This window comes from Streptomonospora alba (assembly GCF_000826685.1).
GTDB lineage: Bacteria > Actinomycetota > Actinomycetes > Streptosporangiales > Streptosporangiaceae > Streptomonospora > Streptomonospora alba.
On record NZ_JROO01000027.1, the window covers coordinates 178,101 to 204,562 of the forward strand.

Below are 26,462 nucleotides of genomic sequence, written 5' to 3' on the forward strand. Positions count from 1 at the left end.
CCGTCGTCAGCGTCGCAATGCTACGCCTCGCACGCGAGGGATCGCGGACGGCGACGATCCCGGGCGCGCCTGCGGAAGACTCGCAAGGTGCGGCGACGCCCGCCGTCGGCGCGATCCGCGTGTGCGGCGGATGGCCGTCGCGGCGCCGACCGAGACGACGATCACGTGGCGCGCGCCCGAGACCCGGCACGGCCGCTTCGACCGGCGGTCCCGTGCGGCGGCCTTCCCCGGGGGACCGCAACTGCTGTAAGTTACAGCGCCATGCCGAACCGTAGTCACCCGGCCTCCCGCCCCGCCCCGGGCACGGCGCGCCCGCGCGGCCTCGCCGCCAGCGCCGGCTCCGCCGCCGCGGCCGCCGCGGTGAGCGCCGCCCTGCTGGCCGCCGCGGCCGCTCCGGCCTCCGCCGCGACCGCTACGGGCGTCGCCGACCTGCGCAGCGACATCGACGCGCTGCTCGCCGACGCGCGGCTGGAGGGCGCCTCCTCGGGTGTGCTCGTGCGCAGCCTCACCCGCGGCGACGTCCTGTACCGCGAGGAGGCGCGCACGCCGCTCGTCCCGGCCTCCAACGCCAAACTGCTCACGTCCGCGGCGGCGATGGAGGTGCTGGGCCCCGGCTACCGCTTCACCACCACCGTCGCCGCCGTCGACGACCCCGGCGACGGCGTCGTCGAGGGCGACCTGCACCTGATCGGCACCGGCGACCCCACGCTCACCGCCGGGGCCGTAGACGAACTGGCCGCCGAGGTGGCCGACTCCGGTGTCACCGAGGTGACCGGCGACCTGCTCGCCGACGACACCCACTTCGACGACCAGCGCCTCTCCCCCGCCTGGGACCCGGCCGACGAGCCCTACTACTACTCGGCGCAGATCTCGGCGCTGACCCTTGCCGCCAACGGCGACTACGACACCGGGGTGGTCGACGTCGAGGCCGAGCCCGGCACCCGAGCGGGCGATCCCGTCGCCACGGCGCTGCACCCGATGACCGACAACCTCGCCCTGGCCGAGGAGGGCTCGACCGGCGCGCCCGGCAGCGCCTCGACCTTCGCCGTGGACCGCGCGCGGGGCACCAACGACTTCACCGCCCGCGGCTCGCTGCCGACCGACCGCACCTACTCCACGCTGCGCACGGTGCACGAGCCCACCGACCACGCCGCGCACCTGTTCGCCGCGGCCCTGCGCGACCACGGCGTGCACGTGGCCGGCGCAGTGGATCGGGGCACCGCGCCGCCCCGGGCCGAGGCCGTCGCCGAACGCTCCTCGATGGAGCTGGGCGACCTGCTGGTGCCGTTCATGAAGCTGTCGAACAACGGCCACGCCGAGATCCTGATGAAGGCCATGGGACGCGAGACCGTCGGCGCGGGCAGCTGGGACGCGGGCACCGCTGTGGCGGCGTCGGCCCTGTGGCGCCTGGGCGTCGGCACCCGCGGCGTCGCGCTGGACGACGGCTCGGGCCTCGCCCGCTCGGACCGGTTGAGCGCCGCGACCGCCGTGCGGCTGCTGGACCGGGTACGCCACCGCCCGTGGTTCGACGCATGGCACAAGGCGCTGCCGGTCGCCGGCGCCCCCGACCGGATGGTCGGCGGCACGCTGTCCGGCCGCATGGGCGGCACCGCCGCCGAGGGCAACGTGCGGGCCAAGACCGGAACACTCACCGGTGTCAGCGCGCTGTCGGGCTATGCCACCGCCGCCGACGGCGAGCTGCTGGCCTTCTCGATCATCAACAACGGACACGACGGCGGCGCACCGCGCGGTATCCAGGACGCGATCTCCGTGCGGCTGGCCGAGTTCTCCCGCGACGACACCGCGCCCGTCGAACGGCCCACCGCCGCCCAGCGCGTCGCGCCCGGCGCGCCTGAGGCCGAGCTGGAGTGCAGCTGGGCCGGCACCTGCTGAGCCGCTGCCGGTCCCGGACGGCTCCGGTGAGTGCGCACGGCCTGACGGTGCGGGTGCTACGGCGCCCTACCCTGGGAGGCGATGGAGCGCAGCAGTGAAGCGGTGGAGGCTTCGCCCGAGGGCGGGCTCGACGTGCTCGACGCCGACACCTGGCGCGAGCGGGAGCACCGCCACCACGAGCGCGTCGACGCGCTGCTGGCCGGCCACCTCGACCGGCGGCGCCGCGGGATCGCCCACCCGGTTGAGGACTTCCTCTTCACCTACTACAGCCACCGTCCCGCGCAGCTGCGGCGCTGGCATCCCGGTCCGGGAGTGCTGCTGGAAGGCGCCGACCACCGGGAGTCCGGCGGCGGGTGGTACCGCGCCGCCGCCACCGACGCCCACGGGCGCACGGTGCGCGGCGCCGCCCTGGACACGGAGGCGTTCGCGGCCAAGCGCGGCACGACCGTGGAGTTCGTGCGCGCGCTGCTGGGCGCCGTGCAGCAGCGGCCCGCCCACCTGGGCTGTTTCGGGCTGCACGAGTGGGCGATGGTCTACCGCCTGCCTGCCGAGCAGGTCCGCCATGCGCAGGTCCCCCTGCGGCTGGGCGCCGAGGGCACCGACCGGGTCGTCGAGTCGCACCGCATCCGCTGCTCGCACTTCGACGCGTTCCGGTTCTTCACCGACGCCGCGCGCCCGCGCAACGGGCTGCAGCCCACCCGCGATTCGCAGGTCGACCTGGATCAGCCCGGCTGCCTGCACGCCAACATGGACCTGTACAAATGGGCCTACAAACTCTCCCCCGGCGTGCCCGGCGAGCTGGTGGCCGACTGCTTCGAGCTGGCCCGCGACATCCGCGAGCTGGACATGCGCGCCTCGCCCTACGATCTGCGCGACCACGGCTACGAGCCGGTCCGGATCGAGACGCAGCAGGGCAAGGCCGCCTACGTCGAGGCGCAGCGCGCCTTCGCCGAACGCGCCGGCGGCCTGCGCGCACGGCTGCTGGAGGTCTGCGACCGCCTCCCCGCGGGCTGAGGTCCCGGCGCTCGGCGCCCGCGGGGAAAGGGGCGGGTCGCCGCGAGCCGCCCGCCGGCCTGCGTTTCGCGACCCGGCGGGAGCCGACGCCGGCTGTGCTCGGTCAGGGGCGGTGGTCCAGCACGGCCTGTTCGCGCTGGGCCGGGCGCGGCTGCAGCGGTCGGCCGGTCCGGCTGTGCCTTCGGTGCCCTCGCGGCGGATCCAGCGGTGAGCGCATCGGCGCGAGATGACCGGAGGCGGTCGGGTGTGCGCTGGCGCGGGCTGTGCAGAACCTCCCGTGGTGTGGAGGCGGATCTCTCCACAGCACTGGAGGTCTTCTGCATGGGTCGACAGCCGACGCCGGTGTGGCACCGACGTGCCGGCTGAGTACATCTAGCCGTAGGCAGCCAGCAGCGCGTGGACGGAAGTCAGCAGCACCGCGGTGGAGACGAGCAGCGACAGGCCGAAGCAGGCGGCGTGCAGCCACCGCACGCGTCCCGCCTCGACCGCCGCGCGCGGCCAGTGCCAGACGCCGACCGCCCCCGCGGCGACCACGGTTCCCGCCGACGCCGCCCAGAGGGCCGGAGGTGTGCTGACCCAGTCGCCCAGCGGGAGCGCCGCCAGCAGCGCGGCGGAGGTGCCCGCGGTCATCGAGACGATGCGCAGCCGGTCCAGCGGCCGCTGCCCCACCAGGGTGCGCCGGCGCAGCATGAGGGAGAGCGCCATCAGGGGCGGCAGCAGAACCGGTGGCAGCGTGGTCGCCAGCCCCACCACCGGCGACGCGGCCGGGGATGCGGCGAGCGGAGGCACATCGGGGGCGTCGAGCAGGCGGGGGCCGATCGTCGCGGCGTCGGCGCTGAAGCTGTTCGACAGCACGACCGCGCCGCGCTCGCCCTGGAAGCCGATGAACGCAGTGGCCCCGTAGGTGGCCCCGCTGTGCTGCACGAGCTCGACGCCGCCGCCGAAGTCGGTGGTGAGCCAGCCGAGCCCGGTGCGGGTCTCGGACACCGGGCCGTCGTGGAGCGGCTTCGTGGCCGCCGAGCCCGGCGCGCTGCCGTCCACGACCGCGCGCAGGAACCGGGCCATGTCGCCGGCGGTGGTCCAGGTGCCGATGCCCACGGGCAGGTACTCCCGGGACCTCCACGCCTGCACGCGCTTGCCCGGCACGGAGTGCGGCAGGGCGGCGTGCCGCGGCAGGCCGTCGCGGTCGGCGCCGCGCATGACGGTGTCGTCCATGCCCAGCGGGTCGAGGACGCGCTCGCGCACCAGCCGCGGGTAGGGGATGCCGGCCTCCTCGGCCAGCGCGGCGCCCAGCACGGCGTACCCGAAGTTCGAGTAGCTCCACTCGGGACCGCCCTGCACGGGCACCGCGGCGGCCAGCGACTCCCGTACCGGCGGCATGGCGCGGTAGGGGTCGGTGCCGGTGAACGGGGTGACCACACCCGCTGCCATGCCGCCGGCGGGGATCCGGGGGAGCCCGGAGCGGTGGGCGGCCAGCTCCTCCAGGGTGATGGCGGCCGTCGCGGGCGAGGCGAAGTCGAGGTCGGCGAAGACCTCGCCGAGCGTGCGGTCCAGGGAGGTCTCGCCGTCGGCCGCGAGGTCGGCCAGGGCCATGGCCGTGAAGACCTTGAACACCGAACCGGTCGCGAAGCGGGTGTCCTCGCGCACGGGCCGCTCGCCGTCGATCGTGCCTCCCGTGAGGAAGCGCGTCTCCTCGCCTTCGACCTCCACCACCGACAGCCCCTGCACGCGGTCCTCGCGCCCGTCGACGCTCGCGGCCACCGAATCCGCGAGCACCGGAGCCCCCCGAAGCTGCGCTCCGCCGGGCTCGGCGGGCGGCTTCGCGGGCATGACCAGGTAGGCGGCCACGGCCGCGGCGGCGCCCAGCGCGCCCGCCGCCGCCCATACGCGGCCCGGAGCACGCCGCGTCAGCGGGGGTTTCGGGCTGCGCCGGGGGCCGTGGGGCGGGGGCGGGACGTCCGCCGCCGGCGGTGGTGCGGTGTCGTCGCGAGTCATGGGATCAGCGTGGTGGGCACCGGCCGCGCACTGTAGTCGGCGATGTCAGCGATCGGCGATGACACCTGTCATGCGCGGCCGGGGCCGGGTGCCGCGGCGGCGCACCGGTACGGGAGCCTCGCCGGGCCCGGCCCGCACCTTTCGCGGCGGGAACCGGGAGCACCCCTGCGCCCGTCGGAAGCACCATGAATCCGCCTGAACCGCCTGAGCCCGGCCAGCCCTTTCCTGCGCCGTCCGTGCCGTCCCGGTCACAGCAGGGACGCGGGATCGCCGTCGCCGTCATGTCGACGGTCGCCGTGCTGGGCGCGAGCATCGTCGTCCTGATCGTGGTCATGGCCCAGGGGCTGTCCCTACCGCGACCGCCTCAGCTGCCCACCGCCGGGGGCGGCGAGCAGGGGGACGAGCGCGGCGCGCCCGGTGCGGGCGAAGAGCCCTCGGACGAGCCTTCACCGGTGGGCATCCGGACGCCCACGGCCGACGACCCCGAGGCTCTGACGACCGCGACGGTGCCCGGCTGGAAGGGCGTCGCTGTGGAGAAGCGCGGAATGGCCTACGACATCCCCGATTCCTGGTTCGCGGAGGCGCCGGGAGTCCTCGTCGGCTTCACCGGCGAGAAGGACGACGTGCACGTGGGCGTGGGCGGCAGCGCCGTGTACGGCGCGCGGCAGGGCCCCTGCTACAGCTACACGCCCTCTCCCGGCCGCGCCGGGATATCGACGATGGGCGAGGTCATGGACACCGCCGAGGGTGCCCGGCAGCTTGCGGAGCTGTGGGCCACGCTCGGCTACCGCAACGACAAGGGCGATCCGGAACTGTCCGTCGGCTCCCCCGAGCCTTTCGCCGCCAACGGCCTCACCGGCCACACGGTCACCGTCGAGGTCCAGGCGCCCGAGTTCGACTGCTACCCCGAGCGCGCCGTGGTTCAGGTCGTCTCGTTCCTCTCGCCCGCGGGCGACGACGTGTTCAACCTGGTCGCCCACGCCGACACGGCGGGAGCGCAGGCGCCGGAGGCGCCCGAACAGACGCTCGGCCGGATGGCGGACTCGCTGCGGCCGCTGCCCTAGTCGCTCTGTCCCGCGAGGTCGGTGCTGCCGTCGTGGGGTTTCGGTCGGCCGACTCCCGCCGCACCGTCGCGGGCCCCGTCCGAGGCCCCGGCACCGTCTGGAACCGGGTCCCGGGACTCGAAGGCCGCTTCGCCTCCGGCCCTGCGCAGCGGCGCTGCCGCCGCGCGGGGCCGGAGGCGGTCGGTCACCCGCGTTTGGCCGCGTGCTCCCGGACGAGGTCGCGGTACCAGTAGTAGCTGTCCTTGGGGATGCGCTCCAGGCTCTCGTAGTCGACCCGGACGATCCCGAAGCGGCGGTCGTAGCCGAACGCCCACTCGAAGTTGTCCATCAGCGACCACACGAAGTATCCGCGGACGTCGACGCCCGCCTTGATCGCCTCGGCGACCGCGTCCAAGTGGCCCCGGACGTAGTCGATGCGGTCCGCGTCGTGCACCCGGCCCTCGTCGCTGCGGTCCAGGTCGGCCTCAGCCGAGCCGTTCTCGGTGACCAGGACGGGGGGCAGGTCCGGGTACCGGCGCTGAAGGTCGACCAGCAGGTCGGCGAAGGTCTCGGGCATCACCGGCCAGTCCATCTGCGTGAGGCGCACCCCGTCGAAGGGGACGGCGGACGTCCGGATGTCGGTCGCGGTGCGGCGGGCGGGATCGGGCTCGTCGTAGGGGGCATCCTTGATCTTGCCAGGGCGGTAGTAGTTGATGCCCATGAAGTCCAGCGGCTGCCCGATGATCTCCAGGTCGCCCTCGCGCCGATAGGAGCCGTCGGCGAGCTCGGCCCAGGTCTCGTCCTCGTTGCGCGGATAGTGGCCGCACAGCAGCGGATCCAGCCAGATGCGGTTGTGCAGGGTCTCGGCACGGTCGGCGGCCGCGCGGTCCTCGGCGGAGTCGGTGGCCGGAATGATCCGCTCCAGGTTCAGCGTGATGCCGACCTCCGCCCTGCGGTCGTGCTCGGCGGCGGAGGCGCGCAGCTGCCGGGTGGCCAGGCCGTGGGAGAGCAGCAGGTGGTGCGCGGTGGCCAGCGCGGGGGTGCCCTCGCGGGTCCCGGGGGCGTGGCGGCCGATGGCGTGGCCGATGAAGGCGGCGCAGAAGGGCTCGTTGTGCGTGATCCACCGGGTGATCCGGTCCCCGAGGCGGTCGGCGACGATGCGGGCGTACTCCCCGAAGCGCTCCGCGGTGGAGCGCACCCGCCAGCCGCCCTCGTCTTCCAGCGCCTGGGGCAGGTCCCAGTGGTAGAGGGTCGCCACGGGCTCGACGCCGGCTGCCAGCAGCTCGTCGACCAGGCGGTCGTAGAAGGCGAGGCCTTCGGGATTGGCCGGGCCGCTGCCGTCGGGCTGGATCCGCGGCCAGGCGATGGAGAAGCGGTAGGCGTCCACGCCCAGCTCCCGCAGCAGCCCGACGTCCTCGCGGTAGCGGTGGTAGTGGTCGCAGGCCACGTCTCCGGTCTCGCCGCGGTCAACGGCGCCGGGGGTATGGCTGTAGGTGTCCCAGATGGAGGGGCCGCGACCGCCCTCGTGGACGGCGCCTTCGATCTGGTACGAGGCGGTGGCGGCCCCGAACCGGAAATCGGGGGGGAGGTCGGGGAGTCCGTTCGAAGTCATCGTCGTTCCTCACTCGTCGTCATCTCCGCCGCACGGTCGGCTCGGCGGACGTCATTGCTCGTAAAGGGGGCGCCGCGTAGCGGGAGCGCTCCCAAGCAGGCCGGGGCACCGGCTGCGGACTCCCACCCCTGGACCCCGCGATCGCCCGGAGTCCGCAGCCGCAGCGGACTCCGCGCGATCGCGCAAGGCGGGCCGGCGTTCGGCAGAAGCACGGCGATGCGCCGGAAGCGGCGCTGGGGAGCGGGCGCCCGTGGCCGGCGCACTGCCTCGGCTCGCACTGCGGCCACGCCCACCCTTCTCGGCTCCTGCACGGATCGAAGCGCTTCAGCGTCCGCGCCGCCTCCGGGCGCCTGGACTACTGAACCGATTCACCTTCCCTAGGGATGTTAGGAACGCGTCCACACAGGGTCAATGCCTGATCATGGGATGTGCTGCGAGAATCCCGGCGTGGCGGACGATGCGGGGGCGGCACGGGCGCGCGTGGCGCTCGCACGGGACGGTGGAGGCTGCGGGGCCGCCCGGTGCCCCCGGCAGCCGGATACGAACATCCGCCGCCGGGATTCGCAGAACCGCCGACCGCCTCCCGCGGACCGCCGCCGAGAGCCCCCGTTTTGCCAAGTCCACCCCGCGGGGTTATCGTTTTGCTCCGGCGATCTATTCCGGCCTTCCGGACGGCGGACCCGGAAGGCGAACGGACAATACGAAACGGGAACGGCGGCGCCCAATGGACCCGGATGCTACGCAGATCCTGAACAGAACCGCGGAATTCCCGGAATTCGGAGATTCGACTCCCGAATGGGAGACCGAAGTGCGCAGCCGCCTCTCCGGCGTCGTCGAGCGGTTCGCCGGACCCCTGGATGAGCTCCTGGACCGCGACGCCAACGAAGGCGACACCCGGATGCTCGTCGCCGATCTCCTGACCGAGGGCCTGGGCTTCAGCAAGTACGGGGAACTCACCACCGAGTACCGCACCAAAGGCGAATCCGTCGACTACGGAATCACGCTGGACGGCGAACTCTTCGCCTTCATCGAAGTGAAACCGTGCTCCACCGAACTCGACGCGCGGAACCTGCGCCAGGCGAAACTGCACGCCGGCGAGGAGGGAATCGCGTGGGTGGTCCTGACCAACGGCCGGGTGTGGCAGGTGCACCATGTCGGCGACGGCGACGACGGCACCGGCTTGGTCGTCGACGTCGACCTGCGCGCCGAGTCCCCGCTGCACAAGCGCGTCGACGCACTGCTCCCGCTCACACGCGAGGCCGTCGTCCGCGGCCGCCTGGACGAGCTGCGCGCCTGGCGGGCCGCCCTGGAGCCGGAGCCCTTGGCCCACGTGCTGCGCAGCGACCCCGTCGCCTCCGCGATCCGCGCCGAGGTGCGCCGCCGCACCGGCCATGTCGGCCACCTCGGAGACCTGGACGAGGTCCTCGGGGCCCTGACCGAGGGCGTCATCGCCCGCCGCCTCCAGCCGGAGGAGTGAGCGCAGCGTCAGTCCGAACGGAGGCCCTCCCCGACCGCAGCTTCGGGGACGGGGAAGCGTTCCTCGTTGAGGTCCACCTTCTCCCGCAGCGCCGCCTCCACGTCCACGTCGAGGACGTCGGCCAGCCGCAGCAGATAGCTCAGCACGTCGGCCATCTCAGATCGTACGGCCCCGGCCTTGCCGGGCTCGGCCATGACCTCGGCCGCCTCCTCGGGGGTCAGCCACTGGAACTCCGCGGCCAGCTCCCCCGCCTCCCCGGCCAGCGCCATCGCCAGGTTCTTGGGCGTATGGAACCGCCCCCAGTCGCGCCGCTCCGCGAAGTCCGCCAGCAGCTCCTGCATCGTCGAGATACTCACGGCGCCCCTTTCTACCATCAGGCTCCGGCGGGCATCGGCGCTGAGGCCTCGCCGCGCCCCTCCACCGCCCTACGAGCGGTCTGGCGGAAATCCAGGAAATCGCGTACCCGAAACGCAGGAGACCGGCCACCTGTATCCACCCCGCCACACAATCATCACCGGCCGTTATCCGTGTCGCTCTTTCGCGCATAGGCGGTCACTGAGGAATCTGGGGGCGCAATGTCCACGCCACCCCCGGAAGGGGATCCCCCTTGCGTCACCCCGCTCGACGTATCGGACAATCTGTGCTCGCGGCTTCGGCCGCCGCGATTCTCGCCTTCACCGGATCGGGGATCGCGAACGCCGCCGTCGCGCTTCCGCCCGATGAGCTGCGGCGCGTCACCGACGACTACCTTTTCCACACACCGCTGAACAGCTTCATCGACATTCGCGCCCAAGCCCCCCACAACGACCAACTCGACTGGAGCACCGATTCCTGCAGCTGGTCCCCGGACCAGCCGATCGGGTACGACTTCGACCCCGGCTGCACCCGCCACGACTTCGGATACCGCAACTACAAGCTGCAGAACCGGTTCACCGAGGACAACCGGCTGGCCATCGACGACAACTTCCGCGACGACCTGTACGGGATCTGCGCCGGGGACTGGCTGTGCCGGGGTGTGGCCGACCTCTACTACTCCGCCGTCCGCCAGTTCGGCGCGAGCAGCGCCGACACCGCGGCGGCCCTGCGCGCTGCCGACGTGAAGGAGCAGACCGAGGAGCTCGTGGCCGTCCACGAGCAGCTGGAGAAGGCCGACACAGCCGCCGAGGCCGAGCGCCTCGTCTCCGCGTTCGAGGACGAGAACGGCGTCCGGATCACGCGGGAGTACCCCGTGGGAAGGTGATCGCCGGGAAGCCGGCGGCGGTGAGGGCGGCGCCAGGAGACCGCCCGCACCCCCACACGGCCGCCCCTGGGGGCGCTGAGCCTCACCGGTGGGACGACCCGGTCCCGCTCACCGCGGAGCGCGCAGCGTCCCCTCGGCGATCTCTCCCGCCACCACCTCGGGTTCGTGCAGGCAGCGCCAGGCCGGAACGCGCGCGACGCGCTCGCCCGACGCATCGGCGAGAAGCTCGGCACGCTCGGCCAGACGGCGCAGCTCGGCGCCGGTACGTGCGTGGTCGACGAGCACCAGCAGCGGCCCGCAGGAGGTGGCGACCCGCAGGTCGGCGCGGTATCCGTACAGGTAGGGACCCGGCTGCACGCGGGCGCCGGACTCGCGCAGCACCCGGCACAGGGTCTCGAACGCCGCGGTGGCGGGCACCGGCTCGCTGCCCGCCTCCAGGCTGCGCGCCAGCTCGGCCAGCGGGCCGCTCTCGCCCCTCCAGAACGCGCGGTCGCCCACGACGATCAGGCGCTCCACGGTCCTGCCCAGCGCTCCCGACCAGGTCCCGGCCGCGCGCACCCGCTCCAGCAGTACATCCGGAAGCAGCGCGCCCGAGCAGACCGCGGAGACGACAAGCGTGTCGACGGCGTCGTCCTCGTCGTCGAGCAGGTCCGCCGGCCCGTACACGCCGACCTCACGCCGCAGCCGCTGCCGGTCCAGCAGCCGCCGCAGCAGCGCCCGCTGGGGCTGCACCGGCGCGAACACGCCGAGGCGCGCACCGGCCCGGAGCAGGGCGTCGGCTTCCTGCACGGCGAACGCGGCCCGGTGAGACTCGGCGCGGTTCAGAGCCGCCCCGCCGGGTATCGGTTCGCACTCGCCCATGCCATGCCGCCACTCCACGGCGCCGCCGTGCGCCGTGTCCCCGTTCCGGGACGCGCCCCCGCTCCGCCCCGGAACGGAATCGGCCCGCACCGGCGCCTCGGCCGCGGAGCCGCCCCGGGATTGGACCCCCGGTCGGCTCAGCACGCCGATCCGGCCTCCGTAGCAGTGCCGCGCAGCGACGCCCGCGATCTCCGGTCTGCATCTTCGGTGCTCCTCCAGCCACAACGGGGGGCGACCCGCAGCCGAAGCCGCCGCGGCGCCGGCGTCGTAGGCCGAGTCCCGGGTGAAGGCCAGGGCGCGCCGGTCCAGCCGGGCGGGAGACAGCCCGGCCTCGCGCTGGAGGCGGTCGTCCTCGGCCGGCTCCAGGGCGCTCCAGGGTGCCGGACGCGCAGGATCGCCGATGATCAGGGCCTGTTTGGCGCGGTACAGCAAAGGCAGCAGCTCGGGCACGGACAGTTGGTCGGCGTCGACGACGACAGCGAGGTCGAAGAGCCCCGCCTCGCCCGGCAGGGAGCGGGTCGAACGAGTGCTCACCGCCCAGGCGGGAAAGGCGGTCAGCAGCCGCCCGAACCCGGGACAGGCGGCGGGGACGGTGCCACCGGTGCCAGAGCCGCTCCGCTCCCCTTCCTGCCGGGCCGTGCCCGCGTCCGCGTCCGCGGCGCCGGCCGTATCGACGGCTTCGGCGATCGCGGCGGCACCGACCGCCGCCACCGCCGAAGCACACCGGTTCCCGTACCAGTTGAGGCTCTCCAGGCGGTTCCTGACCGCCGACCTGCCGCGTGCGAGGCGCTGCTCCGCCGCGCTGTCGGCCAGCGCCGCGGCCGAGGCCCTGTGGCGCTGCAGGGCCGCATCCAGATCCCAGACCAGGCGGTCCAGCGGTGCGGCGCTGTGCCGCCGGTCCAGGGCCGCGCGCCAGTCGCGCTCCACCCGGGCCGCCCAGCACAGCCTCCGCAGGTTCTCCGGGGAGGGGTCGACGCCCAGTTCGCGGCGGACGGCCGAACGGTGCTTCACGCCGGACAGGCCGCCCGCCAGCGCCCGCTCCGCCCTGTCGATCCAGTGCTCGGGGCCGCCGCGGCCGCCGCCGAAGAGCCGCTCGGGCCGCCAGCCGAAGTCGACAAGACCGCGCCGCTCCCGGGCCAGTGACGCGAGGTCGCGGCCCGCCGCGGCGATCCGGTCCAGTCGGTGCCGCAGGTCCTCGACCCGCGCCCAGGCGCCGGCGGTGTCAGCCTGCAGCGCGGCCACGCCGGTGGCGGTGGCCGTGTCGGAACCGGGACCGGCGCGATCGCGCACCCGCTCCAGCAGGCGCGCCTCGGCGGCACGGTGCTCGGCGCCGCCGGCGCGCATGATCGTATGGCCCGGCGGGTCGCCTGCGCGGCGTGCGATGCGGTCCAAGACGCCGTCGTCCTTGCCGCCGACCACAACGCGCAGGCCCGCAGCGGCGGCCGTACGCACGACCGCGTCGACCAGCTCCGCGCCGCCGGTACCGGGAGGTGCCGCGGCGACGGTGAGTGGGTCGCGCAGGGCCGCTTGGAGTACCCGGTGCCCCGACTCGTCCAGCGGGGCGGTGCAGACGGGGACCGCGGTCCGGTCGCCGGGTCGGGCGGCGGCCCCGAGCAGCGCGCCCAGGGCGGTGGAGGCGGCGGCGCCGACGTCGAGGCGCAGGCCGCCGGCCGCCTCGGAGGCGAGCTCGGCGATCAGTCCGCCGAGCGGCGCCTCGCCGCCGCCCGTGTGCCCGGCCGGAGCGGCGGCGTCGACGGTGTCGCCCGCGGGGTAGACCACGGCGACGTTGCGGGCTCCGGGGGCGGAGCCCCCCTCGGGCAGGAGGTCCCGCAGCCGGGAGGGCAGGATCGGGTCGGCGCGCTCGATACCCAGCCGCACCAGCAGAGTGCGCACCGTCTGCTCCAGGTCGCGCGGCACCGCGGCGGCGCACATGCCGGCCTCGGCACGGCCGGAGGAGGGCGAGCCGCGGCGCAGCCACCTGCGGAGCTCGGCGACCTCCTCCGCTGAGTCCACGCCCAGTGCACGCAGCAGCACCGGGTTGAGGTCGGCACCCGAGACCGCCCGCACGCGCGGCCCGTCGGCGGCGTCCACGGTCTCGACGTCGGCGACCAGCAAGGGCGCAACACGGGCGGTCGGGCCGTGCCCGTGCGGCCGGGACTCCAGCACGACGAGCGGGTAGCCGTAACGCAGCGCACGCTCCCGCCCCTCGGCCGTCCGCACCATCGGACCCGCCGCGGCCGGCAGGCGCGGGGCCTCCTCGGCCCCGCTGAACAGCGGTTCGGGGCCGCCGGGCAGGCACACGGCACCGGACGGGCCGGCTTCGCCGGGGACGGTCGCCCCCTCCGGTGTACCGGGCCCCGGCTGCGGCGCCAGGCGGCACCCGCCGCCCAGCACCGACTCGCGCCACAGGCAGCGGCGGTAGTAGGCGAGCAGCTCGGGCAGCCGTTCCAGCGGGGACCACCCGGCGCTCGGGACCGCGGGGTCGGCCGCCGCGGCGGTGCCGGTGGGTCCGCGGGGGCTGCCGGCCGCCTCGCCGATCGCCGGCGCGCCGCCCGGGTAGTGCTCGGCGGCGGGGTCGGATGAGGACAGGCGCATATCGCACCTCACTGTCGGACCGAACTGATGCCATGCCGCTCCGTGTCCGAATGATCACTGAGGGCTATACCCATTGTCGGCCGCATCGCGCATCGGCGCAGGAAGACGGGGAAATCGGCGCATGGCCGACGCGCGGCCGCACGTACGGGAGCGCCGCTCACGGCGGCCCCGGGTGGGTCGTCGGCGCCCGCTTTGGGGAGAATCCTTTATGAACCGCCGCGGTCGTCACCGTGCAGGGGGACGACCGCGCCGCAGGGCCGGGCCTCGCCCAAGGGCGCCTCGGCGCCGGGGCCGTCGGAGCCGTCGAGTCGCAGGTAGGGAGTCCCATGGTCCACGTGGCAATCGCCCAGTTCGCGCCGGGCGAGGACAAGTCGGAGAACCTGGCGACGGCGGGCCGACTGGTCGCCGAGGCGACTACGCGCGGAGCGGGCGTGGTACTGCTGCCCGAGTACGCGATGTTCACCGCGCCCAGGACCGACCACCGCTTCGTCGAGGCGGCCGAGCCGCTGGACGGTGCGTTCGTCAGCGGACTGTCGCGTCTGGCGGCCGAGTCCGGCGCTGTCGTCGTCGCCGGGGTCAACGAGGAGGTGCCGGGCGGCGAGCGCTTCCGCAACACGCTGGTGGCCGTGGAACCCGGCGGCTCCCTCGCAGCCCTGTACCGCAAGCTGCACCTGTACGACGCATTCGGGGTGACCGAGTCCGAGGTCGTGGAAGCGGGCGCCATCGAGGATCCGCAGACGTTCTCCGTGGACGGCGTGACCTTCGGCCTGCAGACCTGCTACGACCTGCGTTTTCCCGAGGTGACACGGCGCATCGCCGACGCGGGCGCCCAGGTGCTGCTGCTGGCGGCCGAGTGGGTTCCGGGGCCGCAGAAGGAGGACCACTGGGACACGCTCGTACGTGCCCGGGCGATCGAGAACACCCTTTATGTCGCTGCGACCGGACAGAACGCGCCGACCGGGGCGGGAAACAGCATGATCGTCGACCCTATGGGCACGCGGATCGTCGCCCTCGGTGAACAGACCGGAGTTGCGGTCGCACCTATTTCCACTGACCGCTTGGCTCAAGTCCGGACGAAGAACCCAGCCCTGCAGCTACGGCGGTTCACAGTGACCGCGGCGCACTGACCAGACAGTGTCCGATATTTCGTCTCTTCACCCCTGATTGCACAGCCGGGCATTCTCCTCGGCATCACATATCGTCACTGAACTTGGCCGCTGAGTAACAAAATTCGGCCTGGGCTATTCCGGTAGCAGACGGCTTCTGATTCAATAAGACGCGATCACGGCAAGCCCGCCAGACTGTCCTAAACCACGGGGGGAGCAGGGACGTTGAGCGGTCTGAGCATTATGTGCGATTCAGACTTCGAAAATACGGACACAACCGACATTCACCTCATTGACGCGGGGGCACTCACCGTCGCACAACTCGTGGGCGAGGCCTGCGCCGCCTGCCACGCGCGGTGGCCCCGGCCCCGCCATCGGCTCGGGGCCTCTTCCGAGGGCGACGAACTGCTCGCGTGCCGCGAGTGCGTCGGCATCGCGGCCGACTACGACTCCGGCGCCCTGGAGCGCGCTCTGGTCGCCCACTGACTCCGATGGACCTTGCCGCACCCGAGCGAGGGTCGAAAGCCGGCGATACGGCCGGTCGGCGCCGGGAGCGGCGGTCGCGGCGGGATCGAGGGTCGTCCCGCCGCCGCAGACGCGGGGCGCTCCGGGAACGGGCATCCGCGCCCGGAGCGCCACACTGCCTACACGCCCGCGTCCAGGGGGGAGGAGGGCGGTGAGCACGCAGGCAGCGGAAGTCCGCGCCGCCGACCGCGGCGCCGGGGGTGGAGGCACCGCGGTGGTCCGCCCCTAACGATACTGCTTGTGTGGGAGCGAAAACTCCGTGTAGGCGAAATCCTCCCGAGCGAAATCCCGACCCTTGCGTTCGGCGCTCAACCTCCCGCCGGGAAGCCCAGATCCACGCCACCGGCTCCGCCTGCGCCCGAGACGGGCCGCCCGCCGGCTGCGCCCGGCCCGGAGCCCGCGCCGCCTGCCTGCCCCGCCGGGCGCCAGCGGGCCGTCACCGCCTTGGTGCGGGTGTAGAAGTGCACGCCCTCGGTGCCGTACATGTGCGAGTCGCCGAACAGGGAGTCCTTCCAGCCGCCGAAGGAGTAGTAGGCCACCGGCACCGGGATGGGCACGTTGATCCCGACCATGCCCACTTCGACCTCGTTCTGGAACCGGCGCGCCGCCGCGCCGTCGCCGGTGAACACGGCGGTGCCGTTGCCGTAGGGGTTGGCGTTGATCAACTCCAGGCCGGCGTCGAGGTCGGGCACGCGCAGCATGCTCAGCACCGGGCCGAAGATCTCATCGGTGTAGCAGCGCATCCGCGGGGTGACGTGGTCCAGCAGCGAGGGGCCCAGCCAGAACCCGTCGGGATCGCCGCCCAGCACCGGATGCGTACGTCCGTCGATCGCCAGCGTGGCGCCTTCGCGCACGCCCGACTCCAGGTAGGAGGCGACCCTGTCGCGGTGTTCCCTGGTCACCAGGGGCCCCATCTCGCTGCGTTCGTCGTCGCCGGGGCCCACCCGCAGGTTGGCTACCCGCCGGGTGATGCGCTCCAGGAGGTCGTCGGCGATCGATTCGGCGGCGACCACGGCCGAGATCGCCATGCACCGCTCCCCTGCCGAGCCGAAACCCGCGGAGACCGCCGCGTCCGCGGCGGCGTCGAGGTCGGCGTCGGGCAGCACCAGCATGTGGTTCTTGGCCCCGCCCAGCGCCTGCACACGCTTGCCGGCGGCGGCCGCGGCGGCGTAGATCGAGCGGGCGACCGGCGTAGAGCCGACGAAGCTCACCGCCTTGACGTCGGGATGCTCCAGCAGGGCCTCCACGGCGGCGCCGTCGCCGTGGACGACGTTGAACACGCCGTCGGGCAGCCCGGCCTCGGCCCACAGCTCGGCCAGGCGCATCGCCGCCGAGGGGTCCTTCTCGCTGGGCTTGAGCACCACGGTGTTGCCGCACGCGATGGCCACGGGGAACATCCACATCGGCACCATCGCCGGGAAGTTGAACGGGGTGATCGCCGCGACGACGCCCAGCGGCTGGGGGATCGAGTAGGCGTCCACACGCGAGGAGACGTTCTCCGAGTAACCCCCCTTGAGCAGGTGCGGGATGCCGCAGGCGAACTCGACGACCTCCAGGCCGCGCGCCACCTCCCCGGCGGCGTCGGAGACGACCTTGCCGTGCTCGGCGCTGATGATGCGGGCCAGCTCGTCGGAGTGGCGGTCGAGGAGTTCGCGGAAGCGGAAGAGTACCGAGGTGCGCGCGGACAGGGAGGCGTCGCGCCAGGCGGGGAAGGCCTCGCGGGCGGCGGCGACGGCGGCGTCCACCTCCGCGGCCCCGGCCAGATCGACGGTTCCGGAGACGGCGCCGGTGGCCGGATCGCTGATGTCGGCGCTGCGCTGCGCAGCTCCGGCGCCGGCGAAGGGCTTGCCGCCGATCCAGTGGGTGACGTGTGTGCTCATGAGAGACCTCTGCGGGTTCGCGGGCGGATACGCGGGCGGCTGCACGCGGACGAGGGGGACACGCGCATACGGCGCGTGCGGCGGTGCGGGGGGCGGCCGGCCGTCCCCGGGCGCGCGTGCAGCGGCCCGAGGCGGCCGGTGGGGAGGGGCGCGGTGGGCGGTGTCAGCGCACCCGGGCGTCGACCTCTCGCACGGCCTCGGCGAGGATGTCGCGGGCCTCGCGGACGTCGGACTCCTCCACGGTCAGCGGCGGCGCCACACGCAGCACGTTGCCGCGCAGCCCGCCCTTGCCGATCAGCAGTCCGCGGCGCCGCGTCTCCTCCAGCACCGCCGCGGCCAGCTCGGGCGAGGGCGCCCCGCTGCCGGGGTCGACCATGTCCACCGCGAACATCAGCCCCTTGCCGCGCACGGCGCCCACGGCGGCCGCATCGGTCAGCGGCCGCAGGCCGTCGAGCATGACCGGCCCCAGGCGGGCGGCGTTGGCCTGGAGGTCGTGGTCGAGGACGTAGTCGAGTGTGGCGTTGGCCGCGGCCATAGCGACGGGATTGCCGCCGAATGTGGACACGCCGTTGGCGGTCAGGCCGTCCATCAGGTCGCCGCGAGCCACGACTCCGCCGACCGCCAGACCGTTGCCCAGCCCCTTGGCGAAGGTGATGGCGTCGGGGGTGATGCCGTGCTCGCTGAAGCCCCAGAACCCGGTTCCGGTGCGGCCCCAGCCGGTCTGCACCTCGTCGGAGACGAACAGCACGCCCTCCTCGTCGAGGACCTCCTTGTAGGCGGCGAGCAGCCCCGGCGGCGGCATGGTGAAACCGCCGACGCCCTGGACCGGCTCGGCGATCAGACAGGCCACGTCGCGGGCGGTGGCGGTGGCCAGCACGTCGCGCAGGTCGGCCACGCAGGCGTCGATGTACTCGGCGTCGGACATGGCGCGGAAAGCGCGCCCATCACGGTCGGTGCCGTGCAGGTAATGCACGTTGAGCGGGGACAGCGCGGAGTTCTTCCAGCCGCGGTTGCCGGTGACGGCCACGGTGCCGTAGGAGCGGCCGTGGTAGCTGTTGCGCATCGCCAGCACCTGGTCGCTGCCGCGCGCGCAGGTGGCCAGCAGCAGCGCCGTCTCGTTGGCCTCGGTGCCGGAGTTGGTGAAGAAGACCTTGGCGTCGGGGATGCCGGAGAGGCGGGCGATCTTCTCGGCGAGCTCGACCTGGCCGCGCAGCAGGTACAGCGTGGAGGTGTGCACGACGCCGGTGGCGAGCTGGCGCTCCACGGCCTCGCGCACTTCGGCCACGTCGTAGCCGAGCATGTTGGTCAGGATGCCGGCGAAGAAGTCGAGGTAGGTGTTGCCGTCGGCGTCGGTGAGGCGGACTCCCTTGCCGCTGGTGATCTCGATGGGTTCGTCGTAGTAGAGGGACAGCCACGAAGGCATGACGGCGCGGTGACGAGCGAGAAGTTCCGACATGACTTCAGTCTCACCCTCATACGCCGCCCCCGCCAGCGCCAGGGTGTCGGTTTCACCCATGCCTGATTGACACGGTGTCACGCGGAGGGGTGTGCGGCGCCGCGGCGGGCCACGTGAGGCGTGCCGCCGTTTCCCCCGGCCGAGGGCGATTGCGGCCCTAGACTTGGCACCGTGCTGCCCACCCTCGCCGACGTGCTGGAACTGCCGGCCGTGCGCCGCGCACGCCCGCGCGTCGTCGTCGGAGCCGACCGGCTCGACGTCGCCGTGCGTTGGGTGCACATCGCCGAGGTCACCGATCTCGCCCATCTGCTGCGCGGGGGCGAGCTGGTCCTGACCACCGGGATCGCGCTGCCCGGCGATCCCGAGTCGCTGCAGTCCTACATCGACGGCCTCGCCTCGGCGGGCATTGCGGGCATCGCCGTCGAACTGGGCCGCAAGTACCACGGTGCACTGCCCGAGGAGCTGCTGCGCCCCGCCCGCGAAGCCGGGATCCCGGTCGTCGCGCTGGAGCGCGAGGCCCGGTTCGTGGAGATCACCGAAGCGGTGCACATCCGCGTGGTCAACCGGCAGCTGGAGGAGCTGCGCGAGTCCGAGCGGCTGCACGAGGTCTTCACCGAGCTCTCGGTGGAGGGCGCCCACCCCGACCGGGTGCTGCGGGAGATCGCCGAGTTGTCGGGCTGTCCCGTGGTGCTGGAGAACCTCGCCCACCAGGTGCTGGTCTGCGACCTCAACGGCGAGGATCCCGCGACCCTGCTGGCCTCGTGGGAGAGCCGCTCGCGCGGCGTGCGCGTCAGCGGGCGCACCTCCCACGACTCCCCCACCGGCTGGCTGGTGACCATGGTCGGCGCGCGCGGCCAGGACTGGGGACGGCTGATCCTGATCACCGGTGCCGCGCCCGCGCCGCGCCAGATCATGCTGATCGAAAGGGCGGCCACCACACTGGCGCTCGGGCGGCTGCTGGAACGCCACGAGGAGAGCCTGGAGCGCCAGACCCACCGCACCATCATCGCCGGGATCATCGACCGGGCCTATTCCGATCCCGACGAAGCCCTCGTGCGGGCCCGCGCGGTGGGTGTACCCCTGTCCGGGCGCAAGCTGGTCGGGCTGGTGCTGCGGTTGCGGGAATCGGGAACCGGCCTGGCGGCCCAGGCGCGGCTGTCCGACACCGCCGAGGGGGTGGCCCGCGCCTGCCGGGCGCTGCGGCTGACGGCTCTGGTGGGGTCGATCGACGACCTGCGGGTGGGCGTGCTGCTGGCCGTGCCGGGCACCGGCGGGCTGGAGTCGCACCTGCACCGGCTTTCGGAGGGCATCGGCGAGCGGGCCACCGCGGAGTCGGTCCTGGCGGTGGGTTCGGTGGCCGAGGGGATCCGGGACGTGCGCCGCTCGTTCCTGGAGGCGCGCCAGGTCGGCGACGTCGCGCTGCACCAGCAGGGCGGCGACGGCGGCCGCCCGTTCTACCGGCTGCCCGACCTGCACCTGCGAGGGCTGCTGCACCTGTTCCGCGACGACGAGCGGCTGCAGACCTACGTCGAGCGCGAGCTGGGGCCGCTGCTGGACTACGACGCCCGCCACGGCAGCGACCTGACCGAAATGCTGCGCCACTACCTCTCCAGCGGCCGCAACAAGGCGCTGGCGGCGGCCAACGCCCATCTGTCGCGGCCTGCCTTCTACGAGCGGCTGCGCCGCATCTCGCACGTGCTGGAGGCCGACCTCGGCTCCGTCGAGACCTGCCTGTCGCTGCATGTGGCGCTACTGTCGTTGGATTCGGTCCGGGGCAGGCTCTCCTCCTGAGGCGGCCCCTACCGACACCCCTGGAGTATCGTAATTCAGTCGAACTGACCCCCCAATGCCACCGATTCATGATTCACTCGGCATTAAAACAACTGTTTACGCCAATCGGAGGACCCTGTGACCGACCACGGTGATACGGCGCCGGCCGCTCGGAAGAACGCCCACCTCGATGCGACGGCCAAGCGCATCATCGAGCAGCTGCAGCAGGACGGGCGACGCTCCTACGCCGCCATCGGCAAGGCCGTGGGCCTGTCGGAGGCGGCGGTGCGCCAGCGCGTCCAGCGCCTGCTGGAGGCCGGGGTCGTACAGGTCGTGGGTGTGACCGACCCGATGATGCTGGGCTTCAGCCGCCAGGCCATGATCGCCGTGCGCTCCAACGGCGACCTCACAGCCGTGGCCGACGCGATCTCCGAACTGGAGGGCGTGGACTACGTGGTCGTCACCGCGGGGTCCTTCGACATCCTGGTCGAGGTGGTGGCCGCCGACGACGAGCAGTTGCTGCAACTGCTCAGCTCCATCCGGGCGGTGCCCACCGTCACGGGCACGGAGACGTTCCTGTACCTGCGACTGCACAAGCAGACCTACGCCTGGGGCACCCGCTGAGCGGGAGCCGCGGCGGGCCGGCTGACGACGCTAGAACAGCCACAGCGCCGCCCCCGGCGCGTAGACCACGACCGCGAAGCGCGCCGTGCGCGTCACGAAGGTCACGGCGGCGAAGCCCCACACCGACATGCCCAACGTGCCCGCCAGGACCGAGACGACCATGAACGGCGGGACGCTCGCGAAAGAGCTCACCGCCACCAGGCCGAGCGTCCACAGCGGCCGCCCCTCGGCCTTGGCGCGCCAGCGCTCGGCCCGCTCCGCCCAGCGCGGCGGCGTCTTGGCGCGGCGCTTGAGCCAGGGCACGTTGAGCGCACCGCGCCCGATGTAGAAGTACAGGATCTTGCCCAGCGTCTGGCCGAGCCCGGCCGCCGCCGCGCCCGCCAGCAGGGTCCCCCCGCCCAGCGCGCCCAAGCCCACCAGGTACAGCTCCACGTTGAGCACCGGAACCACCGCCGAGAGCAGCCCGAACGCAAAGGCCATCGCGGTCTCGACGGCGGACTGGGGCACACTCGGCTCCGGTGGTCGCGGGGGTCCGGGGCGCGGCTACTCGGCGGCGGCGAGCTGGCCGCAGGCGCCGTCGATCTCCTGGCCGCGGGTGTCGCGGATGGTGACGGAGATCCCGTGCGACTCCAGACGCCGCACGAACTCCCGCTCGTCCTCGGGCCGGGAGGCCGTCCACTTCGAACCCGGAGTCGGATTCAGCGGGATCAGGTTGACGTGGGCCAGGCGCCCCTTGAGCAGGCTCCCCAGCAGGTCGGCCCGCCAGGCCTGGTCGTTGATGTCGCGGATGAGGGCGTATTCGATCGAGACGCGGCGCCCGGTGGTGTCGGCGTAGCGCCAGGCGGAGTCGAGGACCTCGTCGATCTTCCACCGCGTGTTCACCGGCACCAGCTCGTCGCGCAGCTCGTCGTCGGGGGCGTGCAGCGAGATCGCCAGCCGGACCTGCATTCGCTGGGCGATCAGCTTGTCGATCGCCGGCACCAGGCCCACCGTGGAGACGGTCACGCCGCGCTGGGACATGCCCAGCCCGCCGGGCACCGGATCGGTCATGCGGCGCACCGAGTCGAGCACCCGGCGGTAGTTGGCGAGCGGCTCGCCCATGCCCATGAACACGATGTTGCTGATGCGCCCCGGCCCGCCGGCGACGTCGCCGCGCGCCAGGTCGCGTGCGATCGAGACCACCTGGTCGGTGATCTCGCCGGTGGACAGGTTGCGGGTGAGGCCGTTCTGGCCGGTGGCGCAGAAGGGGCAGTTCATGCCGCAGCCGGCTTGGGAGGAGACGCACAGCGTGATCCGGTCGGGATAGCGCATCAGCACCGACTCGAACAGCACGCCGTCGAAGGCGCGCCACAGCGTCTTGCGGGTCATCCCGTTGTCGCAGTCGATGTGGCGCACCGGGGTCAGCAGCGGCGGCAGCAGCTCCTCGCCGAGCCGCTCGCGCACCTCGGCGGGCAGATCGGTCATGGCCGCGGTGTCGGACTCCAGCCGGCCGAAGTAGTGCTGGGCGAGCTGTTTGGCACGGAACGGCTTCTCGCCGAGTTCGGCGACAGCGCTGCCGCGCTCCTCGGGACTGAGGTCGGCGAGGTGGCGGGGCGGCTGCGCCCTGCGGGGCGCAGCGAAGGTGAGCTCGGCAGGCATCGGTATCCAAGGCGGATCGGAGGCGGGCGGCAGCAGCAGACGGGACCGGCGAGTCGCGGTACTTTAGGGGCCTGTACGGCCATCGGCGACGGAAAGCGCAGTACCGCCGGCGCCGCCCGGTCGGGCACTACCGTTCATACTATGCGGCGCTCACGTGGGCGCCGTCCGGTGGCGGCCGGTCCCCACCCCTCGGGACCCGCTCCGGCACCGACCGCAGGAAGACGACAAGGACCGACAAGGAGGGCAGGTGGCCGGAGCGCGCGTCCTCCTCGACCAGTACAGTCCCTACCGCAGCCGCCGCGTCGTCGTCGAGCACGACTCCCGCACCACGGCCGCCTACCTCCTCGACGCCCGTGGCTCCATCCGCGTGCCGGTGTGGCTGGCCAACCACGAGATGGCGCCGGAGGCCAGCGACCCCGAAGGCCTCTACCGCGGCCAGGCGCCCCTGATGCCGGCCGCCCAGACCAAGCACCCGCAGGGGCGCGCGCCTTTCAACGACTCCGCGCTGCGCGCCGTGTGGTTCGAGGAGGGCGACGGCGTAGCCCTCCTCGACGACGACGGCCTGCTGGCGATCATCCCCGGCTGGGCCGAGGCCGACAGCGGGCTGCCCGGCTACGCCCGCGAGGCCATCGGGCGCACCCCCTACGCCTGGGCACTGGACCCGGTGGCCCAGCAGCTGTGGCCGCGCGTCGTCCACGCCGAGGCCTACTGGGACTGGCGGACCGCCCCCAACGCCTGGCGCAGCGTTCAGCGGAGCGTGTTCAACCACCTCACCCGCACCGTCGGACCGGCGGGGCACTACTGGGACGTCTCCGACGGCCACGCCCCGCTGATCCGGGTCTCCGAGCGTCCGCCCACCCAGGACCGGCCCTACACGGTGCTGAGCACGGTGGGCATGTGCGGCCAGCGCATGCCCACACTCGACCGCTACATGGCCGACACCTCCGCCTACGCCCGCATCGAGCTGGCGCTGGCCACCACCACCCAGGCGCACGTGGCCGCACGCATCTTCCGCTGGATCGGGGCGTTCCCCTGGCGGGCGGTGACCTGGTTCGGCGCCGGGCACAGTGTGAAGTGGCTGGACAATCCCGAGGACACCGCCATGCGCGGCAACAGCGCGGCGGTTCTGCTGGTGGCCGACCCCACGCCGCTGAGCGGGCCGTCCGGGCACCTTCCCCCCGACACCGCCGGACTGACCTTCCACGGCGACCCGGTCACGTGGCTGTGGATCGTCCCGATCACGCGCCCCGAGCACCTCTTCGCCAAGGAGCACGATTCGGCCACCCTGCTCGCCAAGCTCGCCGCCGAAGGCCGCAGCTGGATCCTGGGCTGACCCGCCCTAGACGCGATGCCCGGCCTTTTCCTCGTTGATCCCGTTGATCTTGTACCTACAGTCATTGTGAGCGATCACATGTGACCGTAGGTACAAGATCAACGCTGATGCGTGGGGCCATCACATCTAGCTCCGCCAGCGCTGGGAGACGACCTCGTCGATGAGGTCGGAGACGGCGTTGTACGTATGGGTCTGGTTGAACTCGGCGGCGCCCGCGCCCAGGGCGAAGGGCGCCACGTCCTCGTCGGTCAGGGCCACCTCGTAGCCGTGCGCGGTGGTGACGCGGTGGACGCGGCCTTCGGGCGTCTCCTCGGTGCTGTGGTAGTCGATGATCTTCAGCCCGGCCAGATCCATCAGGATCCGGCCCAGCGTGTCGCGCGGCGGCCAGGATTCCATCTGCTCTCCTCGCTTCGTCTGGGCACCAGCGTGCCAGGACCGGGGCTTTCGAGTCGGGGACTCGGGCAATCTCCTCCCGCCGCACCCGAGGCGCTCGGCGCCGCGACCACCAAACAGTTCTTTGACGGTCGGCCCGTGGCGGCGTAGGGTTCCGGCCATGCCTTCGCCCCCCGAAAACCCGGAGATCGCCGGGCTGCGGCTGGTCGCCCACCCGCTGCGCCTGCGACTGCTGTCGCTGCTCACAGCCCAGGCCATGAGCGCGGCCGAGGCCGCGCGCGAACTCGGCGAGACCCAGGCCAACGTCAGCTACCACCTGCGCCGGCTGCACGAGGGCGGGCTGCTGGAGGTCGCCGAGGAGGTGCGGGTCTCGGGCGGGCTCGCGCGGCGCTACCGGCACGATCCGGCCAGCGGCCCGCCGGCGCTGGCCGCGGGGGCCGGCGCCGCCGGAGGCCACCAGGAGGCGGCCGCGGCCCTCGCTGCCGAACTCCGGCGCCGCGCCGCATTCGTGCACCCCGACGAACCCAGCCACCTCACCGACGCCGAGGTGTGGGTCGACCCGGCCGAATGGCGCAGCCTGATCCAGACCGTCTCCGATGCCGCCGACCGCCTGCACGCCGCCGCCCGGCCCCCGCACACTCCCGGCACGATCCCCACCGGCACCACCCTGGTCATGTTCGCGCTCTCCGCGACCGCCTCCGGAGGCCGCGACGGCGACGAGGACACGGGCGAGGACCGGTGAGCGCCCCCGAGGAGCAGACGGGGCACACCCGGGCGCCGGCACACGGCGTGCGCGCGCCGCTGCGCTACCGGAACTTCCGCGGGCTGGCAGCCGGGCGGAGCCTGATGTACTTCGGCAACGCGCTGGCCACCGTCGCGCTGGCCTTCGCGGTGCTCGACCTGACCGGTTCGCCGGTGGCCCTGGGGATCGTGCTGGGCAGCCGATCGGCGGCGCTGGTCGTCTTCGCGCTGCTGGGCGGCGTGCTCGCCGACCGGCTGCCGCGCTCGGTCATCCTGCAGGGCGCCTGCGCCGTGGCGGCGGCCTCGCAGACCGCCATCGCCGCGAGCGTGCTGACCGGCGTGGCCTCGGTCCCCCTGCTGGCCGCGCTCAGCATGGTCAACGGCGCGGTGGCCGCCGTGGGGCTGCCCGCCGCGGTCTCGCTGACTCCGCAGACCGTGCCCGCCCACCTGCTGCGCCAGGCCAACGCGGTAGCGCGCATGGGCATCATGTTCGGCATGGCCGTGGGAATGTCGGCGGGCGGCGGCGCGGTCGGACTCGCGGGGCCCGGCTGGACGCTGGCCCTGAACGCGGCGGTCTTCGCCGCCGCGGGCGCCGCCTTCGGCCTCGTGCGCGTCGCCCTGCCTCCCCCCACCGGGCCCAGCCGCCCGCTGCACGACCTCGCCGAAGGCTGGAACGAATTCACGTCGCGGCCGTGGGTGTGGATCGTGGTACTGCAGTTCATGATCGTCAACGCGGTGTGGGCGGGCGGGGTGAAGGTGCTCGGCCCCGCCGTCGCCGACGAGACGATCGGGCGCGGCCTGTGGGGTCTGGTGCTGTCCGCGGAGACCGCGGGCGCTCTGGTCGGCGGGCTGCTCGCGGCGCGCTGGCAGCCGCGGCGGGCGCTGCTGTTCGGGGTGTCGCTGACCGGGATGGACGCGCTGCCGCTGCTGACCCTGGGATATTCGCCGACAGTGCCGTTCCTGCTGCCGGCGATGTTCCTCACCGGCCTCGCGCTGGAGCAGTTCGGCGTGGCCTGGGAGGTGTCGCTGCAGCAGAACATCCCGCCGGAGAAGCTTGCGCGCGTGTACTCCTACGATGCGCTGGGCTCGTTCGTGGCCCTGCCCATCGGCGAAACCGCGGCAGGGCCGCTGGCGGCCCTGGTAGGCATGCGCCCGGCGCTGGCGGGGGGTGCGGTGCTCGTCGTCGCGGCCTGCCTGGTGACGGTGAGCGTACCCGGCGTACGCACGCTCACCCGGCACTGAACGGGTCTGTGGCCGCCCCCGCCC

Annotated in this window: 21 protein-coding genes; 12 read left to right on the forward strand and 9 right to left on the reverse strand. The window is 73.2% G+C overall.

Annotated features, from left to right (window positions below; all coding sequences use genetic code 11):
- Positions 1-261: 261 nt before the first annotated feature.
- Positions 262-1,893 carry a D-alanyl-D-alanine carboxypeptidase/D-alanyl-D-alanine endopeptidase gene (dacB, locus tag LP52_RS14320; protein WP_040273983.1) on the forward strand — a complete coding sequence of 544 codons (1,632 nt, stop codon included), beginning with the start codon at positions 262-264 and terminating at the stop codon, positions 1,891-1,893.
- 81 nt (positions 1,894-1,974) lie between these two features.
- A complete protein-coding gene (locus LP52_RS14325) occupies positions 1,975-2,907 on the forward strand; it encodes a hypothetical protein (protein ID WP_052809838.1) in 933 nt (310 codons plus the stop codon).
- A 372-nt stretch (positions 2,908-3,279) separates the two neighbouring features.
- Here the strand turns inward: LP52_RS14325 and LP52_RS14330 are convergent, their stop codons facing one another.
- Positions 3,280-4,902: a serine hydrolase domain-containing protein gene (locus LP52_RS14330; RefSeq protein ID WP_040273985.1), complete on the reverse strand. Its 1,623-nt coding sequence runs from the start codon at positions 4,900-4,902 to the stop codon at positions 3,280-3,282.
- A 236-nt stretch (positions 4,903-5,138) separates the two neighbouring features.
- Here LP52_RS14330 and LP52_RS14335 point away from each other — a divergent pair, with 236 nt between their 5' ends.
- Positions 5,139-5,966, forward strand: a complete 828-nt coding sequence (locus LP52_RS14335; protein ID WP_157036331.1) for a hypothetical protein — start codon at positions 5,139-5,141, stop codon at positions 5,964-5,966.
- Positions 5,967-6,150: 184 nt separating this feature from the next.
- On the opposite strand, the gene LP52_RS14345 is transcribed toward LP52_RS14335, so the two are convergent.
- Positions 6,151-7,557 carry a GH1 family beta-glucosidase gene (locus tag LP52_RS14345; protein WP_040273990.1) on the reverse strand — a complete coding sequence of 469 codons (1,407 nt, stop codon included), beginning with the start codon at positions 7,555-7,557 and terminating at the stop codon, positions 6,151-6,153.
- A gap of 724 nt (positions 7,558-8,281) precedes the next feature.
- Between LP52_RS14345 and LP52_RS14350 the strand changes: the two genes are divergently transcribed.
- Entirely contained in the window at positions 8,282-9,034 is a 753-nt protein-coding gene (locus LP52_RS14350; RefSeq protein WP_040273991.1) for a hypothetical protein, read from the forward strand.
- Between the two features lie 8 nt (positions 9,035-9,042).
- On the opposite strand, the gene LP52_RS14355 is transcribed toward LP52_RS14350, so the two are convergent.
- A complete protein-coding gene (locus LP52_RS14355) occupies positions 9,043-9,375 on the reverse strand; it encodes a nucleotide pyrophosphohydrolase (protein WP_193789989.1) in 333 nt (110 codons plus the stop codon).
- 299 nt (positions 9,376-9,674) lie between these two features.
- Here LP52_RS14355 and LP52_RS14360 point away from each other — a divergent pair, with 299 nt between their 5' ends.
- A complete protein-coding gene (locus LP52_RS14360) occupies positions 9,675-10,274 on the forward strand; it encodes a phospholipase (protein ID WP_238580924.1) in 600 nt (199 codons plus the stop codon).
- A gap of 108 nt (positions 10,275-10,382) precedes the next feature.
- Here LP52_RS14360 and LP52_RS14365 read toward each other — a convergent pair whose 3' ends face one another.
- Positions 10,383-13,730, reverse strand: coding sequence for a DEAD/DEAH box helicase family protein (locus tag LP52_RS14365; RefSeq protein WP_052809839.1), 3,348 nt, complete (start codon positions 13,728-13,730; stop codon positions 10,383-10,385).
- Positions 13,731-14,056: 326 nt separating this feature from the next.
- Between LP52_RS14365 and LP52_RS14370 the strand changes: the two genes are divergently transcribed.
- On the forward strand, positions 14,057-14,857 hold the full coding sequence (locus tag LP52_RS14370) for a carbon-nitrogen hydrolase family protein (protein ID WP_040273996.1): 801 nt from the start codon (positions 14,057-14,059) through the stop codon (positions 14,855-14,857).
- Positions 14,858-15,160: 303 nt separating this feature from the next.
- Positions 15,161-15,322, forward strand: coding sequence for a hypothetical protein (locus LP52_RS14375; RefSeq protein ID WP_238580925.1), 162 nt, complete (start codon positions 15,161-15,163; stop codon positions 15,320-15,322).
- A 347-nt stretch (positions 15,323-15,669) separates the two neighbouring features.
- On the opposite strand, the gene LP52_RS14380 is transcribed toward LP52_RS14375, so the two are convergent.
- Positions 15,670-17,241: a CoA-acylating methylmalonate-semialdehyde dehydrogenase gene (locus LP52_RS14380; RefSeq protein ID WP_084723191.1), complete on the reverse strand. Its 1,572-nt coding sequence runs from the start codon at positions 17,239-17,241 to the stop codon at positions 15,670-15,672.
- Positions 17,242-17,404: 163 nt separating this feature from the next.
- Positions 17,405-18,697 carry an aspartate aminotransferase family protein gene (locus tag LP52_RS14385; protein ID WP_040273998.1) on the reverse strand — a complete coding sequence of 431 codons (1,293 nt, stop codon included), beginning with the start codon at positions 18,695-18,697 and terminating at the stop codon, positions 17,405-17,407.
- Between the two features lie 171 nt (positions 18,698-18,868).
- Between LP52_RS14385 and LP52_RS14390 the strand changes: the two genes are divergently transcribed.
- Together LP52_RS14390 and LP52_RS14395 are read left to right on the forward strand one after the other, a co-directional pair.
- The gene (locus tag LP52_RS14390) at positions 18,869-20,488 is read left to right on the forward strand and encodes a PucR family transcriptional regulator (RefSeq protein ID WP_040273999.1); all 1,620 of its coding nucleotides are present in this window, start codon (positions 18,869-18,871) and stop codon (positions 20,486-20,488) included.
- A gap of 117 nt (positions 20,489-20,605) precedes the next feature.
- Positions 20,606-21,091: an Lrp/AsnC family transcriptional regulator gene (locus tag LP52_RS14395; RefSeq protein WP_040274001.1), complete on the forward strand. Its 486-nt coding sequence runs from the start codon at positions 20,606-20,608 to the stop codon at positions 21,089-21,091.
- 30 nt (positions 21,092-21,121) lie between these two features.
- Here the strand turns inward: LP52_RS14395 and LP52_RS14400 are convergent, their stop codons facing one another.
- Complete coding sequence (locus LP52_RS14400) at positions 21,122-21,571, reverse strand: VTT domain-containing protein (protein ID WP_040274092.1); 450 nt, start codon at positions 21,569-21,571, stop codon at positions 21,122-21,124.
- Between the two features lie 63 nt (positions 21,572-21,634).
- Positions 21,635-22,729 carry a 23S rRNA (adenine(2503)-C(2))-methyltransferase RlmN gene (gene rlmN / locus LP52_RS14405; RefSeq protein ID WP_040274002.1) on the reverse strand — a complete coding sequence of 365 codons (1,095 nt, stop codon included), beginning with the start codon at positions 22,727-22,729 and terminating at the stop codon, positions 21,635-21,637.
- A 247-nt stretch (positions 22,730-22,976) separates the two neighbouring features.
- Between rlmN and LP52_RS14410 the strand changes: the two genes are divergently transcribed.
- Positions 22,977-24,062: a suppressor of fused domain protein gene (locus LP52_RS14410; RefSeq protein WP_040274004.1), complete on the forward strand. Its 1,086-nt coding sequence runs from the start codon at positions 22,977-22,979 to the stop codon at positions 24,060-24,062.
- Positions 24,063-24,188: 126 nt separating this feature from the next.
- Here the strand turns inward: LP52_RS14410 and LP52_RS14415 are convergent, their stop codons facing one another.
- Positions 24,189-24,458, reverse strand: coding sequence for a hypothetical protein (locus LP52_RS14415; protein ID WP_040274006.1), 270 nt, complete (start codon positions 24,456-24,458; stop codon positions 24,189-24,191).
- 157 nt (positions 24,459-24,615) lie between these two features.
- Between LP52_RS14415 and LP52_RS27310 the strand changes: the two genes are divergently transcribed.
- Both LP52_RS27310 and LP52_RS14425 read left to right on the forward strand, forming a co-directional pair.
- A complete protein-coding gene (locus tag LP52_RS27310; protein WP_040274008.1) occupies positions 24,616-25,197 on the forward strand; it encodes a helix-turn-helix domain-containing protein in 582 nt (193 codons plus the stop codon).
- Entirely contained in the window at positions 25,194-26,438 is a 1,245-nt protein-coding gene (locus LP52_RS14425; RefSeq protein WP_052809840.1) for an MFS transporter, read from the forward strand. Before LP52_RS27310 ends, LP52_RS14425 begins: the two co-directional genes overlap by 4 nt.
- Positions 26,439-26,462 lie beyond the last annotated feature (24 nt).